The 16668-nt window shown below is 71.3% G+C and carries 14 protein-coding genes; 2 read left to right on the top strand and 12 right to left on the bottom strand.

Features of this window, described 5'->3' with window-relative positions:
- Positions 1-46: 46 nt before the first annotated feature.
- The 9 genes from BLW14_RS15500 to BLW14_RS15460 all read right to left on the bottom strand — a co-directional run bounded on the left by BLW14_RS15500 (position 47) and on the right by BLW14_RS15460 (position 9957).
- Positions 47-853, bottom strand: a complete 807-nt coding sequence (locus tag BLW14_RS15500) for an HAD family hydrolase (protein WP_093707872.1) — start codon at positions 851-853, stop codon at positions 47-49.
- On the bottom strand, positions 850-2139 hold the full coding sequence (gene serS, locus BLW14_RS15495; RefSeq protein ID WP_093707871.1) for a serine--tRNA ligase: 1290 nt from the start codon (positions 2137-2139) through the stop codon (positions 850-852). The genes BLW14_RS15500 and serS overlap by 4 nt, the downstream gene beginning before the upstream one ends.
- Before the next feature lie 603 nt (positions 2140-2742).
- Positions 2743-3678 (bottom strand): prephenate dehydratase, encoded by a 936-nt coding sequence (gene pheA / locus BLW14_RS15490; RefSeq protein ID WP_093707870.1) that lies wholly within the window; start codon positions 3676-3678, stop codon positions 2743-2745.
- Positions 3679-3838: 160 nt separating this feature from the next.
- Positions 3839-5134 carry an iron uptake transporter deferrochelatase/peroxidase subunit gene (gene efeB / locus BLW14_RS15485; RefSeq protein WP_093707869.1) on the bottom strand — a complete coding sequence of 432 codons (1296 nt, stop codon included), beginning with the start codon at positions 5132-5134 and terminating at the stop codon, positions 3839-3841.
- Between the two features lie 8 nt (positions 5135-5142).
- Positions 5143-7089, bottom strand: coding sequence for a copper resistance CopC/CopD family protein (locus BLW14_RS15480; RefSeq protein ID WP_093707868.1), 1947 nt, complete (start codon positions 7087-7089; stop codon positions 5143-5145).
- A 14-nt stretch (positions 7090-7103) separates the two neighbouring features.
- Complete coding sequence (locus tag BLW14_RS15475) at positions 7104-7553, bottom strand: copper chaperone PCu(A)C (RefSeq protein WP_093707867.1); 450 nt, start codon at positions 7551-7553, stop codon at positions 7104-7106.
- Complete coding sequence (locus BLW14_RS15470; RefSeq protein WP_093707866.1) at positions 7550-8203, bottom strand: SCO family protein; 654 nt, start codon at positions 8201-8203, stop codon at positions 7550-7552. Before BLW14_RS15470 ends, BLW14_RS15475 begins: the two co-directional genes overlap by 4 nt.
- A 68-nt stretch (positions 8204-8271) precedes the next feature.
- Positions 8272-8997, bottom strand: a complete 726-nt coding sequence (locus BLW14_RS15465; protein ID WP_093707865.1) for a YcnI family copper-binding membrane protein — start codon at positions 8995-8997, stop codon at positions 8272-8274.
- A 150-nt stretch (positions 8998-9147) separates the two neighbouring features.
- Positions 9148-9957, bottom strand: coding sequence for a hypothetical protein (locus BLW14_RS15460; protein ID WP_177153986.1), 810 nt, complete (start codon positions 9955-9957; stop codon positions 9148-9150).
- A 268-nt stretch (positions 9958-10225) separates the two neighbouring features.
- On the opposite strand from BLW14_RS15460, the gene BLW14_RS15455 reads away from it, so the two are divergent.
- Positions 10226-10771: an ATP-binding protein gene (locus tag BLW14_RS15455; RefSeq protein WP_093707863.1), complete on the top strand. Its 546-nt coding sequence runs from the start codon at positions 10226-10228 to the stop codon at positions 10769-10771.
- Between the two features lie 36 nt (positions 10772-10807).
- Here the strand turns inward: BLW14_RS15455 and BLW14_RS15450 are convergent, their stop codons facing one another.
- Both BLW14_RS15450 and BLW14_RS15445 read right to left on the bottom strand, forming a co-directional pair.
- A complete protein-coding gene (locus BLW14_RS15450; RefSeq protein ID WP_093707862.1) occupies positions 10808-12268 on the bottom strand; it encodes an aminopeptidase P family protein in 1461 nt (486 codons plus the stop codon).
- A 108-nt stretch (positions 12269-12376) separates the two neighbouring features.
- The gene (locus BLW14_RS15445; RefSeq protein WP_256333004.1) at positions 12377-13864 is read right to left on the bottom strand and encodes a PP2C family protein-serine/threonine phosphatase; all 1488 of its coding nucleotides are present in this window, start codon (positions 13862-13864) and stop codon (positions 12377-12379) included.
- Between the two features lie 477 nt (positions 13865-14341).
- Between BLW14_RS15445 and BLW14_RS15440 the strand changes: the two genes are divergently transcribed.
- Positions 14342-15034, top strand: a complete 693-nt coding sequence (locus BLW14_RS15440) for a bifunctional DNA primase/polymerase (RefSeq protein WP_093707860.1) — start codon at positions 14342-14344, stop codon at positions 15032-15034.
- A 640-nt stretch (positions 15035-15674) separates the two neighbouring features.
- Here BLW14_RS15440 and BLW14_RS15435 read toward each other — a convergent pair.
- Positions 15675-16640: a DUF5926 family protein gene (locus BLW14_RS15435; RefSeq protein WP_093707859.1), complete on the bottom strand. Its 966-nt coding sequence runs from the start codon at positions 16638-16640 to the stop codon at positions 15675-15677.
- Between the last annotated feature and the right edge of the window lie 28 nt (positions 16641-16668).

The following is a 16668-nucleotide window of genomic DNA, read 5'->3' as shown; positions in this document are numbered from 1 at the left end:
CGAGGCGGCGCCCCGGTCCCTGAGCCGCGTGCGGAGAGCGGACGGTCTACGACTCGCGGAGCAGCCGCTCCAGCACCACGGCGATGCCGTCGTCCTCGTTCGACGCGGTCGTCTCCTGGGCGACGGCCTTCAGATCGTCGTGGGCGTTGGCCATGGCCACACCGTGCCGGGCCCAGGCGAACATCGGGATGTCGTTGGGCATGTCGCCGAAGGCGATCGTGTCCGCCGCCTTCACGCCCAGCCGGCGCGCCGCCAGCGAGAGGCCGGTGGCCTTGCTCAGCCCCAGCGGAAGGATCTCCACGACCCCCGGGCCCGCCATGACCACGTCCACCAGATTCCCGACCGCCGCCCGTGCGGCCTTGGCCAGTGCGTCGTCGTCGAGCTCCGGATGCTGTAGGTACACCTTGTTCAGTGGAGCCGCCCACATCTCGGCCGGGTCCTGGACGAAGACGGCGGGGTGCGGCCCCTCCTGAACGCGGTAGCCCGGCCCGACCAGCACCTCGCCGTCGAGGCCGTCACGGCTCGCGGCCAGCGCCAGCGGACCGACCTCGGCCTCGACCTTCGACAGGGCGAGCCCGGCGAGCTGCCGGTCCAGGGTGAGCGACGTCAGCAGCCTGCCCTCACCCGCGTGGTAGACCTGCGCACCCTGGGCGCAGACGGCCAGGCCCTCGTAGCCGAGGTCGTCCAGGATGTGCCGGGTCCACGGGACGGCGCGTCCGGTGACGACGATGTGCGCCGCACCGGCAGCGGCGGCGGCGTCCAGGGCCTCGCGCGTCCGTGCGGAGACGGTGTCGTCGTCGCGCAGCAGGGTGCCGTCGAGGTCGGTGGCTACGAGCTTGTAGGGAAAGGTCACTTGACGACCGGCTTCAGGATCTCGCGCCCGCCCAGGTAGGGGCGGAGCACCTCGGGCACCCGCACCGAACCGTCGGCCAGCTGGTGGTTCTCCAGGATCGCCACGATGGTGCGCGGGACGGCGCAGAGCGTGCCGTTCAGCGTGGCCAGGGGCTGCATGACCTTCTTGCCGTCGCGGTTTTCGCGCATCCGGACCGAGAGCCTGCGCGCCTGGAACTCACCGCAGTTGGACGCGGACGTGAGCTCGCGGTACTTGCCCTGGGTCGGGATCCACGCCTCGCAGTCGTACTTCCTGATGGCCGATGCTCCCAGATCGCCACTGGCGACGTCGATGACCTGGAAGGGCAGCTCGAGGCCGGTGAGCCACTGCTTCTCCCAGTCCAGCAGGCGCAGGTGCTCGGTTTCCGCGTCCGCCGGGTCGACGTACGAGAACATCTCGACCTTGGTGAACTGGTGGACCCGGAAGATGCCGCGGGTGTCCTTGCCGTACGTCCCGGCCTCGCGGCGGTAGCAGGACGAGTAGCCGGCGTAGCGCAGCGGCAGCTTGTCCGCGTCGATGATCTCGTCCATGTGGTACGCGGCGAGCGGTACCTCGGAGGTGCCGACGAGGTACTGGTCGTCCTTGTCCAGGTGGTAGACGTCCTCCGCCGCCTGGCCGAGGAAGCCGGTGCCCTCCATGGCGCGGGGGCGGACCAGCGTCGGAGTCAGCATCGGCGTGAAGCCGGCCTCGGTGGCCTGGGCGATCGCCGCGTTGACGAGCGCGAGCTCCAGCAGCGCGCCCACACCCGTCAGGTAGTAGAAGCGCGAGCCGGAGACCTTGGCGCCGCGTTCCATGTCGATCGCGCCCAGGGCCTCGCCGAGCTCCAGGTGGTCCCTGGGCTCGAATCCCTCGGCGCCGAAGTCGCGGATCGTCCCGTGCGTTTCCAGGACGACGAAGTCCTCCTCGCCGCCGACCGGCACGTCCGGGTGGACGATGTTGCCGAGCCGGAGCAGCAGGTTCCTGGTCTCCGCGTCGGCCTCGTCCTGGGCCGCGTCGGCCGCCCTGACGTCGGCCTTGAGCTGCTCGGCGCGGGTCAGGAGTTCGGCGCGCTCCTCGGGAGAGGCCTTGGGGATGAGCTTGCCGAGCGACTTCTGCTCGGAACGGAGTTCGTCGAACGCGGCCCCGGACGACCTGCGCCGTTCGTCGGCGGAGAGCAGGGCGTCGACGAGTGCGACGTCCTCTCCCCGGTTGCGCTGGGAGGCGCGGACACGGTCGGGGTCCTCACGAATCAGGCGAAGGTCAATCACCGTTCCAGGCTACCGGTGTCGGCTTCCCCCACTTGAACCGATAGGGACAAGCGTGGAGTTTTGCCCGAATTGGCAGTATTTGGCATTCTGGGGACGGCTGGAGGCGAGGGATCGGCCGCGGGCCGGGAGAGGACTCCCTATTCCCCTAAAAGGTGCAGAAGGGGCGGGGTCCTTGAGGCATCGGCCGCGCGTGGCGGGGCAGTTGGTCGCCGCTTGTCCACAGGAGTGGGTAGCTCGGCAAAGTTATCCACAGGCTGTGGGGGAAGTCTGTGGACGCGGAGGAGATCATTCCGGCGGGTCGGCGAACGCGCATGGATTCAGAGTTCAAACCCGCTTCGCGCGCTCGTTCGGTGGGAATTGATAGCCCTAAAGGGTTGATCAATGGAATTGGACTGACAGGGGGTGACTCCAAGCCCTGTGAAAGGATCTGGGAGTGCTGCGTTGATTTGTCGACCATGTCGGATTGTGGTGTCGACTTGTCCCCAGGTTCCGGCTCCGGCCTGTGGATAACTTTCTGGTCCGGACAATCCGCTGATCCCACCGGTCGCGAGGTCGGCGGGATGCCCGGCCGCCGGCTCCGGCCGGCCGGGCGACGGTATGCCGTCAGGCGCGCCCGTCCTGGTTGCGCGCCAGCCAGTCGGAGGCCTCGGTGAAGTCGGCGTCGGACGTGCCCGCGCGCAGGGGACGCACATCGGCCGGCGTCACACCGGCGCGAGGGTAGGAGCCGAGGAATCGCACGTTGGGGCAGATGCGCTTGAGGCCCATCAGCGCCTCGCCGACCCGGCGGTCGGAGATGTGGCCCTCGGCGTCGACCGCGAAGCAGTAGTTGCCGATGCCCGCCCCGGTAGGCCGCGACTGGATCAGCATCAGGTTCACCCCGCGCACCGCGAACTCCTGAAGCAGCTCCAGCAGGGCGCCGGGGTGGTCGTCGCCCAGCCAGATGACCACGGAGGTCTTGTCCGCACCGGTCGGCGCCGAGGGCCGGGCCGGCCGCCCCACCAGCACGAAGCGGGTCTGCGCGTTCTCCGCGTCGTGGATCTCGGTCACCAGCGGTTCGAGCCCGTACGTCGCCGCCGCGAACTCCCCCGCGAACGCCGCGTCGTACCGGCCCTCCTGCACGAGCCGCGCGCCGTCGGCGTTGGACGCCGCGGACTCCCAGACCGCCTGCGGGAGATGGGCGGCCATCCAGTTGCGCACCTGGGGCTGCGCGGCCGGGTGAGCGGTGACCGTCTTGATGTCGGACAGCTTGGTGCCGGGCCGCACGAGCAGCGCGAAGGTGATGGAGAGCAGCACCTCGCGGTAGATCATCAGTGGTTCGCCGCTGGTCAGCTGGTCGAGGGTGGTGGTGATGCCGCCCTCGACGGAGTTCTCGATCGGTACGAGCGCCGCGGCGGCCGTACCGCTGCGCACCGCGTCCAGAGCTGCCGGCACGGAGACCATCGGGACCAGTTCGCGGGTGGCGGCTTCCGGGAGCGTACGGAGGGCGACTTCGGTGAAGGTGCCCTCGGGGCCGAGGTAGGCGTAGCGCGTGGCGGACATACCGTCACCCTAGTGCGCGGAGACGGCCCGGAAGCTCTGGGCGACCGGGGGCGGAGACGGCCCGGAAGCTCTGGGCGACCGGGGGCGGTGACGGCCCGGAAGCTCTGGGCGGGCGGGCGCGGTGACGGCTCCGACGGCCCGCGGCCCCGTCCGCCGCGGCTCAGGACTCCAGCAGCCGCTGGCCCACGTACTCCCCGGCCGGTGCACCGCCCGGTACCGCGAACAGGCCGCTCGCCTCGTGGCGCAGGAAGGGCGAGAGCGCGTCCCCCCGGTCGAGCTTGCGCTGCACCGGGACGAAGCCGCGCAGCGGGTCCGCCTGCCAGCAGATGAACAGCAATCCGGCGTCCGGGGTGCCGTCCGGGGCGATCCCGTCGTGGTACGAGAACGGCCGCCGCAGCATCGCGGCACCGCTGTTGCGCTCGGGGGAGGAGATCCGGGCGTGCGCGTTCTCCGGGATCAGCAGCTTGCCGTCCGGGCCCGCCTTGTCGAGGTCCATCGCTGTGGTCTCGGTGCCTCCGCTGAGCGGGGCGCCGTCCGCCTTGCGCCGGCCGATGACGCGTTCCTGGCGGTCCACCGACAGCTTCTCCCAGTCGTCGAGCAGCATCCTGATCCGCCGGACCACCGCGTAGGAGCCGCCCGCGAGCCAGTCGTACGCCGCGTCCTGGCCGCCCGGGACGAACACGCGCTTGTCGAAGTCGCCGTCCGTGGGCTTCGGGTTGCCGGTGCCGTCGATCTGGCCCATCAGATTGCGGGCTGTCATCGGCTTCGCGGTGGCGCCGGGCGTGCGGTTGAAGCCGTTCATCTGCCATCGCACGGTGGCCGTCGAGGCCGCCTCCTTCTGGATGGCGCGCAGGGCGTGGAAGGCGACGAGCGCGTCGTCGGCACCGATCTGGACCCACAGGTCGCCGTTGGACCGGCCGGTGTCGAGGTGGTCGGAGGAGAACGGCGGGAGCGGGTCGAGCCCGGGCGGACGGTGCTCGGTGAGGCCCGTGCGTTCGAAGAAGGTGGCGCCGAAGCCGAAGGTGACGGTCAGCGAGGACGGGCCGGCGTCCAGCGCGACACCGGTGTCGTGTCCGGGGCCGTCCGCCGTGCCGTCGGTGGTTTCGCCGGCCATCAGCCGCTGGGCCACCGCGGACCAGCGGCGCATCAGGGCGGCGGCCTGCTTGCGTCCGGCGCCGGGGGCGAGGTCGAACGCGATCAGATGGCCGCGGGCCTGAAGCGGAGTGGTGATCCCCGGTTGATGTTTCCCGTGAAACATCACCTCGGTGGAGCCGATCGTGGACCGGGCGGTCGGCGCTTCCTCGCGGGTCGCGGCATAGCCGGTGGCGCCGCCCGCCGCGCCGAGCACCAGGCCGGTGGCCCCGGCCGCGCCGGCGGTGCCGAGCAGCCGCCGCCGGGTGAGGGCCCCGGCCGCACTGTTCCCGCTGTCCTTGCTGTGTGTGCTGTTTCCGCTCACGGTCCTGCTCAGCCGATCTTCGCGTTCTTGGTGACCGTCGTCTGGTCGATGTCCGAGGTCCGCACCGTCACCGCGACGTCCCAGTCGCCCGCGATCGGGATCTGGAGGCCGGTGGCGGTCCAGTGGCCCTCGGTCAGCCGCACCGGGACGGCAGGGAGGGGGCCGATGTCCTTGGACTTCAGGGTGAAGGCGAGTTTCACCTCGGGAACGTCCATGGGTTTCTTGTCCGCGTCCTCGATCCACAGGTGGATCACGTTGGCGCCGGTGTGTCCCGGGTCGATGTCCATCCGTACCGTGCCCTGGCCGTTCTCGCCGCCCGTGTCGAAGGGCAGGGCGAGATTGACGGGACCGTCCTGCGCGGGCGCGGGCGCGGCCGCCGCCGACGACGAGCGCGCCGCCTCCTCCTCCGTACGGCCCGGCTCGGTGGATGTGAGGATCGTGGTCACCGCCAGCAGGGCCACCGCGACGCCGACCTCGGTCAGCACGGAGCGGCGCAGCCCCGACCGGCCGGGGTCGGCGTCACGTATCCGCTTCTTCTCGGCGGTGGCCACGGCGGCCCGCTGCCGGGCGAGCTGGGCGGCGCGCTCCGGGTCCTCGGCGGTCTCCGCCCCGGCCTCGGTCTTTGTCCCGGCCCCGGGTTCCTCGTCGGTTTCGGCTGTCACCACGGCCGAGGCACCGCCGCCCGCCGCGAGCCTCCCCGTCCACCGGCGGGACATGGACGCGATCCCCACCAGGACGGCGACGAGCCCCACCTTGACCAGCAGCAGCTGTCCGTAACCCGTACCGGTCAGCGCCGACCACGTGCCGACCTGCCGCCACGACTGGTAGATCCCCGTCGCGACGAGGACGACCACGCTGACGAAGGCGATCGCGGAGAAGCGGCGTACGGCTTCCGAGGGCAGGTCGGGCGTGCGGTACAGCGCGGTCAGCAGCGCCGCGAGACCGCCGAGCCAGGCGGCCACGGCCAGCAGATGTAGCACGTCGACGGGCATGGCGATGCCGGGCTGGATGCCGGTCGACGCGTGCTCGGCCAGCGCCCAGGTGCCGGCGATTCCGGCGGCGATGACCGCGCCGCCGATGACGAGGCCGAAGGTGAGGTCCTTCTTCTCGCGCGGGTCCTCGCGCTTGGCGTACGTACCGAACAGCACCGCGACGAACAGCGCGCTCGCGCCGAGCAGCAGGAGCCGGGAGACCAGCGCCGCGCCGGGCTTGGTGTCGAGCACCGCCTTGAGGCCATCGAGGTCGAGTACGTCCCCGAGCTTTCCGGAGCCGGTGTACGAGCTGCGAAGGAGGAGCATCGCGATCGTCGCCGCGGTGAGCGTCATCCAGCCGCGTACGACCAGGCGCTGCAGCGGACGCGCTCCCGCACCGCGCTGCCAGCAGGCCAGGACGAAGGCGGCGCCGCCCGCGAGGACGATGAACCCGGCGTACGCGGCGTAGCGCGCGATGTCGTAGAGCGTGCCGACGACTCCGCCGCCGGCCGCGTTGCCGGGCAGGGCGACGCTGGTTTCGGAGGGCGCCCCGATCGAGAAGGTGAAGGCGCCGGAGACGGGGTGGCTGTCGGCGGAGACCGCCTGCCAGGCCACGGTGTACGTGCCGTCGGGCAGGCCGCCGCGCAGGGCGACGCCGTACTTCACGGTGGAGCCGCTGTGCAGGTCGCGCGGGGCTGCGTCGGTGTCGGCGCGCTTGCCCGACGGGTCCAGGACGCGGATGGAGTCCGAGCCGAGGGCGACCTGCTCGGAGAAGGTGAGGGTGACCTGCTGGGGTGCCGTGGCGACCACCGCCCCGTCCTGCGGATCGCTCCCGGTGAGTGCGGCATGGGCCGACGCGGGGGCCGCGACGGCCAGCAGCAGCCCGAACACCGCGCCGAGCAGGGCGGTGAGGAGCCCGGCCGCGGTGAGCGGCCGTCGCAGGGCGGACGGGGACGGTCCGGAGGGCGGCGCGGTGGCGGTCATGGCGTGTCAGTCCCTCACTGCTTCTTCGGGTTGTGGGTGGTCTCCTTCACGGGAAGGTCGACCTTGACGGCGCCGGCCTTCTCGAAGTGCAGTTCCACGGACACCTTCTGGCCCTCCTTGGGCTGCCGCTTGAGCTTCATGAACATGATGTGGCTGCCACCGCGTTCGAGGTCCAGCTCGCCGCCCGCGGGTACGTCGAACGACGTCACCTCGCGCATGACCTGGTCCTTCGTCTCGTGGATCGTGACGTCGTCCGAGAGCGGACTGGTGACCGAGGTGAGGCGGTCGTTCCCGGTGCCGTTGTTCCGCACGACGAGGAAGCCGGCCGCCATGTCGTTGACGGGCTGCGGCATGAACCCGCCGACGACCTTCAGCTCGGGTTTGTCCGACGAGGACGAGCACCCCGCGAGCGTCAGGCCCGTGGTCAGGGCCAGGACGCCGGCGAGGGCCGTGCGGTGGTTCACGGGTTCTCCCCCTTGACGATCTTGGGGAGGTCCTTGGTGTAGTCGTCGGGCGTGGTGTCCTCGCTGTACAGCACGTATCCCTTGTCGGTCTTCGGGGAGAACGCGATGACCTGCGAGCCGTGCATCGAGACGACGGTGCCGTCCTTCTCCTTCTTCGGCGCGTCGATGCCGATGCCGATCTGCCGGGCGCCCGCCTGGATGGCAGGGAAGTCGCCGGTGAGCCCGATGAAGGAGGGGTCCTGCGCCTTGAGCCAGCTGCCGAGGGAGGCGGGGGTGTCGCGCTCCGGGTCGGTGGTGACGAAGACGACGCGGAGCTTGTCCTGGTCGGCCTTGGGCAGGGACTTCTTGGCGACGGCGATGTTGCTCATGATGAGCGGGCAGACGTCGGGGCAGTTGGTGTAGCCGAAGTAGATGAGCGTCGGCTTGCCCTCGGTCTCCTTGCGCAGGTCGTACTTCTTGCCGTGGGTGTCGGTCAGGACGAGGGCCGGCTTGGTGAACGGCTGGTCGAGCACCGTCGCGGCCTGCGTCTTCGCCTCCATCGACACGTCGGCGATGGGCTTCTTGCTGTCGTTGTCACTGCCGCCGCAGGCGGACAGGGTGAGCGCGGCCGCGACGACGAGCGCCGCGGCCGGCACGATCTTCTTAACCATGGAGCACTTTTCCTGGTGGGTCGGTGGAGCGGGTGGGGCCGGGAAGAGTCCCGGCCCCTTGGAGCCGGTCAGGTCGTACGACGGCGCCCCGCCAGGACGCCGAAGGCCACACCGGCGACACCGATGACGATGCCGACGATGCCGAGCACACGGGCGGTGCCGTCCTGGGAGGAGGACGAAGCAGTCGTTTCGCTCTTCTCGGACGAGGCCTCGGTCTTCGAGGAGTCCGAGCCGGACGCGGCGGTCGCGCCGTGCGCGTCACCGGCCGCGGCCGTCAGCTTCAGGACGGGGGCGGGGGTCTCCGGCTCCTCGGCGCCTTCCTTCGGCTCCTCGATCCAGCGGACGACCTCCTTGTTGGAGTACGTCTGGACGGCCTTGAACACCAGCTGGTCGGCGTCCTCGGGGAGCTGGCCGACGGAGAGCGGGAACTGCTGGAAGCGGCCGGGCTCGATCTTGCCGCCGGTCCAGGTGACCTTGGAGACGGCCTCGTTGATCGTCTTGCCGTGCATCTCCAGCGGCTTGGTGAGCTTGCTCGTCGTCACCTCGATGTTCCAGCCCGGCACCGGCTGCGGCATGACGGACGCCAGCGGGTGGTCGGTCGGGAAGCTGACCTCCAGCTTGGTCGTCGAGGCGTTGTCACGCTCGTTGGGGACCTTGAAGTTGATGACGGCGTAGCCGCCCTTGGCGGCCTCGCCCTGCGGCTGGACGCTGACGTGGGCGGAGGCCGTACCGGCGAGCAGCAGCACGGTGGAAGCGGCGACGCCGCCGGCGAGGGCGATGCGGGAAACGTTCATGACAGGGATCACTCCACAGAGACACGAAGGGAGGTGCTCCGGCGCGCGGATGCGCGCCGACATCGCGACACCACTTCCGTGCGAGCGGAACGCGTACCGGGCCCGTGGCTGTACGGGGAGGCCGGTACGCATCGCGTGGAGGGTGTCGCGTCAGGCTGCGAGAGCGAGCGCGAAGGGCGGGCCGCGCCTGATCACCATGTGCTGAAGCGGATCCCCGGTGACGGGGCGCGGCGCGTCCACGGCGGTACGGGGGATGAGCGGCCCGGTCGTCCGCCCGCCGGGCAGTCCGGCGCGCAGGGCGGCGACGAGACGGAAGGCGTCCCGCAGCGCCCGGAGCCTGGCCCCGGCCGCTACCTGCTGGGCACCGTGGGCCGACAGCCGGGCGAGGCGGAACAGGGCGACCTCGCCCCGCCGCAGCAGCCAGCCGGTGGCCAGCGCGGCCAGCAGGTGTCCGAGCAGCATGGGCAGGCTGGGCAGCGTGCCGGAGAAGCCGGACATGCCGGCGGCCGGGGCGGCGGCCAGGTGCTGGTGCGCCTGGGCGGTCACCGTCGCCGGGTCGATGCCCGCGGTGCCGACGATGTGCCGCGCGTCGGCGGCGTTCAGCTGGTGGGGTCCTGCGCCGCAGACGAGGCTCGCCGCGAACCGGATCAGCGCGTCCTCGCCGCCCGTGGCCGCGGAGGCCGTGGTGGTGGTGTGCGTGCCGATCCCGAACAGGGTGTGCAGGGCGAGCTGTCCGCCGGCCAGGGCCACGGCGATGGAGGGCAGGGAGCGTTCGCGCCCCGCGAGGGGGACGGCGACGGCGAGGACGCCGGCGAAAGCGGCGAGCAGGCTCCACCAGGGGACCGTCGCGCAGGCCGCCAGCGCGTGCCCGGCCGCGGACAACGCGACGCAGACCGCGGCGAACACCGCGGCCCTCAGTAGCCGTAGACCGGCTCCGGCGCGTCCCACAGACACAGACATGGCGGGCCCATCATCGCACCTGGCCCCCTGCCCCCGTACGGCAGGTCCGGAAGGTCGTCTTCCGTGCGGATTGGGTGTGACCAGGGCTGTTGGGGCGGATTCAGGACGGGCGCGGGTGAGGCGGAACGGACCGGTGGAGCGGGGGTACACCGGTGTGGCACATCCGGCTATCCGCCGATTGAGCGGTATCACAGCGCACCTGTGCTTACGAGCGCCCCGGTGCGGCAATACGTATCGGTATGTCTAGCCGCAGCCAGGAGGCCGGAGCATGAGCATCTGGTGGTCACTCCATTTGCGGCGCGATGCTGCGAGTGTCCCGCTCGCCCGCCGGTTCCTGCTCGGCACGATGGAATCCGCGGGCGTGGACCCGGACATCTCCTTCGACCTGTCTCTCGCGCTCAGCGAAGCCTGTGCGAACGCGGTCGAGCACGGTGGGAAGTACGACTGCGCCTCGGGCTCCGCCGGTGAGGGCCGGGACGTCTGGGAGGAGCCGTCGGCCACGGCCAGTGGCCAGTACCGGGTCACCGCGTATCTGGACGGCGAGAAGTGCCGTATCGAAGTCGCCGATTCGGGGCCCGGTTTCCCCACCGCGGGTGGGCCGCACACGTCGAAGCGGCAGCCCGGGACCGGGCTCCCCGACCCGCAGTACGCGTCGTATCCGCCCGTCACCGCCGAGGAGGGACGGGGCTTGTGCCTGATCGAACAGCTCGCGGACCACGTCCACTTCGGCAACCGCCCGGGGTGCTCCGGCGCGGTGGTGAGCTTCGACAAGGTCCTGAAACGGCGCGAGGGCGCCCTGCTCATGGTGTCCTGAGCGGGGCGCCCTCCCGTACGTACGGCGGGCGGGGAGTCAGCCCTTGAGGCGGGCCATCCACGCCTCGACCTCGTCGGCCTGCCGGGGCAGCTTGTCCGAGAGGTTCCGGTTGCCGTCCTCGGTGACCAGGATGTCGTCCTCGATCCGGACGCCGATGCCGCGGTACTCCTCCGGCACGGTCAGGTCGTCGGCCTGGAAGTAGAGACCGGGCTCGACGGTGAGGCAGACGCCCGGCTCCAGCGTCCCGTTCACGTACGTCTCGGTCCGCGCGGCGGCGCAGTCGTGGACGTCCATGCCGAGCATGTGGCCGGTGCCGTGCAGGGTCCAGCGACGCTGGAGGCCCAGCTCCAGGACCTTCTCCACCGACAGGTCGCCGAGCAGGCCCCACTCGATGAGCTTCTCGGTGAGCACCCGCTGCGCGGCGTCGTGGAAGTCGCGGAACTCGGCGCCGGGCTTGACCGCGGCGATACCCGCCTCCTGCGCCTCGTACACCGCGTCATAGATCTTGCGCTGGAGCGGTGTGAACGTGCCGCTGATGGGAAGGGTGCGGGTCACGTCGGCGGTGTAGAGGTCGTTGGTCTCCACCCCGGCGTCGAGCAGCAGCAGCTCGCCCGAGCGGACGGCACCGTCGTTGCGCACCCAGTGCAGGGTGGTCGCGTGCGGTCCCGCGGCGCAGATCGAGCCGTAGCCGATGTCGTTGCCCTCGACGCGGGCGCGCAGGAAGAACGTCCCCTCGATGTAGCGCTCGCTGGTGGCCTCGGCCTTGTCGAGGACCTTCACGACGTCCTCGAAGCCGCGCGCGGTGATGTCGCAGGCCTTCTGGAGTTCGGCGATCTCGAAGGCGTCCTTCACGAGGCGCGCCTCGGAGAGGTACACCCGCAGTTCCTCGTCGCGCTCGGCGGTGACCTTGTCGGTGAGCGCGGCCTCGATGCCGGCGTCGTGACCGCGCACGTTGCGGACGGGGCCGGTGGCCTCGGTGAGCGCGGCGGGCAGCTCGCGCACGTCCTTGGCCGGGATGCCCAGCAGCTGCCCGGCCTCTGTGAGGGAGTGGCGGCGGCCGACCCACAGCTCGCCCTGGCCGTCGAGCCAGAACTCGCCGTTCTCCCGGTTCGAGCGGGGCAGCAGGTAGATCGTCGCCTCGTGGCCGTCGGCCGTCGGCTCCAGGACGAGGACGCCGTCCTCCGTCTGGTCGCCGGTGAGGTACGCGTACTCGGTGGAGGCGCGGAACGCGTAGTCGGTGTCATTGGAACGGGTCTTCAGCCGTCCCGCGGGAATGACCAGCCGCTCGCCGGGGAAGCGCGCGGACAGCGCGGCACGGCGGTCGGCGGTGTGACCGGCCTGGGCGATCGGCTCCAGACCGTGCAGCTCGGTGTCGGCCCAGCCGGACTTCATGCTGGCGGCGAGCTCATCGGAAACGCCCGGGTACAGGCCGTTCTTCCGCTGCTTGACCGGCTCTGTCTCTTCGGTCTCCGGGGTCTCCGGGAACTCCTCAGACACGACTGTTCTCCTTGATACGACACTGGACCTCCTCCATCGTACGGGCGTACGGAAGGGGGCCCAGGGCCGGAAGACCTCTTACACGGGAAGGGGCCTGTGCGTGCCGTGTCAGTCGAACCGGGCCGCGAGTACGACCACGTCCTCGGCGCCGTCCGCGCGCCCGGCGCCCTGCGGCAGCACGCTGCGCACCACGTGGTCGGCCACCGCCGCGGCGTCCCGGCGCAGCGCCCTCGGGACGCTCGCCGCCGCCGCGTGGAGCCGGGCGTACGCGCGGTCCATCGAGTCGCCTGCCCGGTGCAGCAGCCCGTCGGTGTACAGCAGAACCGTCTCGCCAGGTGCGGGGGCGATCTCCACACTGGGCGCCTCCCAGCAGGACAGCATGCCCAGCGGGGCGGACAGCGTGGTCTCCACGTACGAGGTGCGGCGCTCGCCGATGATCAGCGGAGGGGTGTGCCCGGCGCCGGCCAGCAGGATCTTGCGGCGGGCCGGTTCGCAGTACGCGAAGAGCGCGGTCGCCGACCGGGCGGGTTCGGTGAGCCGGAGCAGCAGTTCGAGGTCGGAGAGCACGGCGACCGGGTCCTCGCCCTCCATCACCGCGTACGCGCGCAGTCCGGCGCGCAGCCGTCCCACGGCGGCCAGCGCGGTGGGACCCGAGCCGTCCACCGAGCCGACGGCGAGACCGAGCGCGCCCTCGGGGAGGGCCAGCGCGTCGTACCAGTCGCTGCCGCCCTGCGGGGCCACCTCGTGGCGGACGGCGAGCTGGACGCCGGGGACGCGGGGCAGCCGGGTGGGCAGGAGTTCCTCGGTCACGGTGGCGACATCCGTCCTGGCCCGTTCCAGTTCCAGCAGGCGGGCCAGGTGCTCGGAGGCGTATCCGGCGTAGAGCCCGGCGAGATGGCGCTGGCGCTCCGTCGGTTCGGCGGGTTCGTCGTAGAGCCAGACGGCGGCGCCGAGGACGCCGGTCGTGTCGGTGGTGAGGGGGAGCGCGTAGCTGGCGGCGTAGCCGAGACGGGCGGCGACCTCGCGTCTGCGGGGGTCCAGGCTGCTGTCGCCGAGCAGGTCGGGAGTGGTCAGCGGGCCGTCCGGGTTGGGCAGGCCCTCCAGGACGCGACCGTAGGAGGTGGCGCTGCGCGGCACGGTCTCGATCTGGCCCAGTTCGGCGTGGGCGAGCCCGAGCCCGATGGTGGAGACGGGGCCGCGGCGGTCGGAGGGTTCGAAGGCGACCAGTCCCCGGCGGGCGCCGACCAGGGCGGCCCCGGCGTCGAGGAGCTCGTGCAGTGCGTCGTCGAGGGTGCTGGTTCCGGCCAGCCGCTCGGTGAGTTCGTGGAGCGTGGTGAGGTCGGAGACCCAGCCGGCCAGCCGGTCCTGGATGAAGGCGCCGGGTGCTGCGGGGACCTCGTCGATCGGCGCGGCAGTCTGCGCCGAAACCGGAACTGTAGGATCGATTCCAGCCACTTTTGGCAGGTGCGGAGCGCTCATGGTCGTCGGCTTTCCGAGCGGTGTGTTCCGTCGAATAGCATCGCAAACCCCCATGTCATTTTGCGCCGCTACCAGTGCATCCACATGTACACGTACAAGTGAGGCGATGTCCAGCATTGTCACCACGGGAAACGCGGTGTCCGAGCCTTAATCAACTTGGCCAAAAACCGCACCCCGCAGTGACCATTGGAGGTCGACTGGGTCTGCCCGAAGGGGTGCACCTCCGGGCGGAGCCGCAGGGGGAGCGTCATTCCGGGCATGCTGGGTACGTAATTCTTTGGACGGCCAGGGGTGGCCCCGCCCGCCCCCGGAACCTGGCAGCGGGCCCGGACGTCCTCTCCTGTGACGGCCGCGCCCCACCCCCGAGTGGTGAGGCCGTAAGCACGGACGGCAGGCGCGCCGTGCGCCCCGCACTCGCCACGTCGTCGACTGCAAGCAGCTCGATCCGGCTCAGCACAGCTCACGCTCGGTACCGACGAACGGCCCGTACCGCAGGCTCGACGAGCACGTACACCCAGAAGATCCGCAGGCATGGTGTGACCGCGCACGATGCGAGGCGGACCCTCGGCGTTCAACGGAAAGGAACGAGCGTTCATGCGCGAGATCCTCGGAAGGCGACGCAGGCTCGGCCGCAGGGGCGGCTCCGCCCGACTCGACGCGGCCCTGACCTGCGCCACGGAGTGGCAGTGGCCCGTGGTCCCCGGAGTGGGGCTGCGGGGGGCGGGTGACCGCGACCGCCGCTGCGCGTGCCCCGATCCCGAGTGCGCGGTGCCGGGCGCGCACCCCTTCGATCCCGGACTGCTCGCCTCGACCACCGAGGCCCGGATGGTGCGCTGGTGGTGGACGAACCGGCCCGCCGCGCCCGTGCTGCTGGCGACGGGCGGGCGGGCGCCGTGCGCGCTGAGCCTGCCGGCGGTGGCCGGTGCCCGCGCACTGGCCGGACTCGACCGGGCGGGGCTGCGGCCGGGGCCCGTGGTGGCGACGCCCACCCGGTGGGCGCTGCTGGTCGCCCCCTACACCCTCGAACGGCTCGGTGAGCTGCTGTACGCGCAGGACTGGGTGCCCAGCTCGCTGCGGTTCCACGGGGAGGGCGGCTATGTCGTCCTGCCGCCCTCGGAGATCGGCACGGGGCAGGTCCGCTGGGAGCGTGCGCCGGAGCGCGCTACCGGCCCGCGCCGTGAGCGCGCCGCCGCGGCGCCCTGGCTGCCGGACGTGGGGGTGGTGCTGGACGCGCTGGTCGAGGCGAGTACGAGTGCCCCGGACGGCGGCAGCAGACTCGCTCATTGAGCGATTGGTGCCGGGGTTGGCCAGAATCTGATGCGCGCTTGTTCTTTCCGGCGGCATTCAATACGGAGTTCTGTCGCTTCCTTGTCCGATCTCCGGTGAAACCCTCACGTTCTTCCCCGCCCCTTCCCTCCGCTTCACGATTTCCGCGTAAACGACCGGACTGCTCGTATGTCATCCGTTTGTTCCGCGAGGGGGGCCGGCTGTTCCGCGAGGCGGTCGGCGCGCGAATTCGGGCGGCTGGAAAACGGGTCGCCGTCCGGGCTTTCTGAGGGGGCCTCGGGCGGCGTTCCCCTGCGGGTACGCGCTCAACCGGCTTCATCGGCAGCAGGGCTGACGACGAGCCATCGTGCCGAAGGAGGCGGAGGGAGCCCGGGCTGGAGGGTTCGCGGTGGGTCTCTGCACCACCTGTGCGAGGCCCGTGCGCGGGCCTGCGCGCCCCCGGGTGCGCGGGACGCGCCGTACCCGGAAATGAGGACGCCCGATCGCTGGCGACGGGGGATGCACCAGCGACCGGGCTTCTAGAACCGTAACAAGAGATCTGCCGTTCGCAAATTCGATCTCGGGTATTCGGTCAGCGATTTACCTGCCAGTACGGGGAGTTGTGACGGGGGTCACCGTCCGGCCCCGGCGGCGGTCACGGTCAGCTGAGCGTCACCTGACGGTTGGTGAGCCCCCCGCGCGCTCGTCGCTCCTCGGCGGTGAGCGGCGCGTCCGAGGCGAGCGCCGTCGCGAGCCGCTCCGCGAACGCGGCAGCGGGCTTCTCGCAGTCCTCGGCGCCCATGGAGCTCGGCAGGTCCCAGACCGGGACCATCAGCCCGTGCGCCCGGAACGAGCCGACCAGCCGGGTGTCGTCGCCGAGGGACGACTCGCCCGCGGCGTGCAGCCGGGCGAGCGCGTCGAGCAGCTGCTCCTCGGCGTGCGGCATGACCCAGCGCAGGTGGTTCTTCTCCGGCGTCTCGCACCAGTACGCGGCGTCCACCCCGGAGAGCAGGGTGGTCGGGATCGCCGCCTCGTTCGCACGCTCCAGCGACGCCGTCACCTCGGCCGTGGCGTTCTCCGCGTCCGGCACCCAGAACTCGAAGCCGGAGTGGACGACCGGCTCGAAAGGCGCGTCGGCGTCCAGGAGGTCCTGCAGCCGGGGCCCGTCGGCCGGCACGCGGCGGGCGGTGACGGGGGAACCGGGCTCCGCCTCCAGCGCACGCTGCAGGGTGTCCGCGAGGTCCCGGCTGAGGTCGCCGGAGGAGGTGTCGTTCTGGAGGGCGAGCAGGACGGAGCCGTCGTCGCGGCGCAGCGCGGGCCACGCCATCGGAAGGACCGTCGCCAGCGTCACCGACGGCACACCGTCGGGCAGGCCGCCCTTGAGCGTCAGCTCGGCCGTGGCCGCGGGGACCAGCTCGCGCAGCGCGACCCAGTCGCACTCCCCGGACAGGCCCTCGAACGGGCGCTGGACCAGCTCCGTCACGGCCTGGGCGGCGGCACGGCCGTGACACGCCTTGTAGCGGCGGCCCGAACCGCACGGGCAGGGCTCACGAGCCCCGACCACCGGGATCTCGCCGTTTTTGAGCTGCTGCTTCCCGGCCTTGGTCTGAGGGCGCTTCTTCGCCATGGTGGGCATACTCCCGATTGCGACAGTG

Origin of the sequence: Streptomyces sp. 2131.1 (assembly GCF_900105515.1) — a bacterium.
Taxonomy (GTDB): Bacteria; Actinomycetota; Actinomycetes; order Streptomycetales; family Streptomycetaceae; genus Streptomyces; species Streptomyces drozdowiczii.
The sequence above is the reverse complement of the archived record's forward strand: the minus strand, read 5'-3'. Positions and strand labels throughout refer to the sequence as shown.

Bases quoted from the DNA above. Each gene is read 5' to 3' on its own strand.
- pheA (WP_093707870.1), bottom strand. From the start codon at position 3,678: ATGTCCGCCACGCGCTACGCCTACCTCGGCCCCGAGGGCACCTTCACC.
- BLW14_RS15480 (WP_093707868.1), bottom strand. From the start codon at position 7,089: ATGACCGCCACCGCGCCGCCCTCCGGACCGTCCCCGTCCGCCCTGCGA.
- BLW14_RS15470 (WP_093707866.1), bottom strand. From the start codon at position 8,203: ATGGTTAAGAAGATCGTGCCGGCCGCGGCGCTCGTCGTCGCGGCCGCG.
- BLW14_RS15465 (WP_093707865.1), bottom strand. From the start codon at position 8,997: ATGAACGTTTCCCGCATCGCCCTCGCCGGCGGCGTCGCCGCTTCCACC.
- BLW14_RS15460 (WP_177153986.1), bottom strand. From the start codon at position 9,957: ATGTCTGTGTCTGTGGGACGCGCCGGAGCCGGTCTACGGCTACTGAGG.
- BLW14_RS15455 (WP_093707863.1), top strand. From the start codon at position 10,226: ATGAGCATCTGGTGGTCACTCCATTTGCGGCGCGATGCTGCGAGTGTC.
- BLW14_RS15445 (WP_256333004.1), bottom strand. From the start codon at position 13,864: ATGCTGGACATCGCCTCACTTGTACGTGTACATGTGGATGCACTGGTA.
- BLW14_RS15440 (WP_093707860.1), top strand. From the start codon at position 14,342: ATGCGCGAGATCCTCGGAAGGCGACGCAGGCTCGGCCGCAGGGGCGGC.
- BLW14_RS15435 (WP_093707859.1), bottom strand. From the start codon at position 16,640: ATGGCGAAGAAGCGCCCTCAGACCAAGGCCGGGAAGCAGCAGCTCAAA.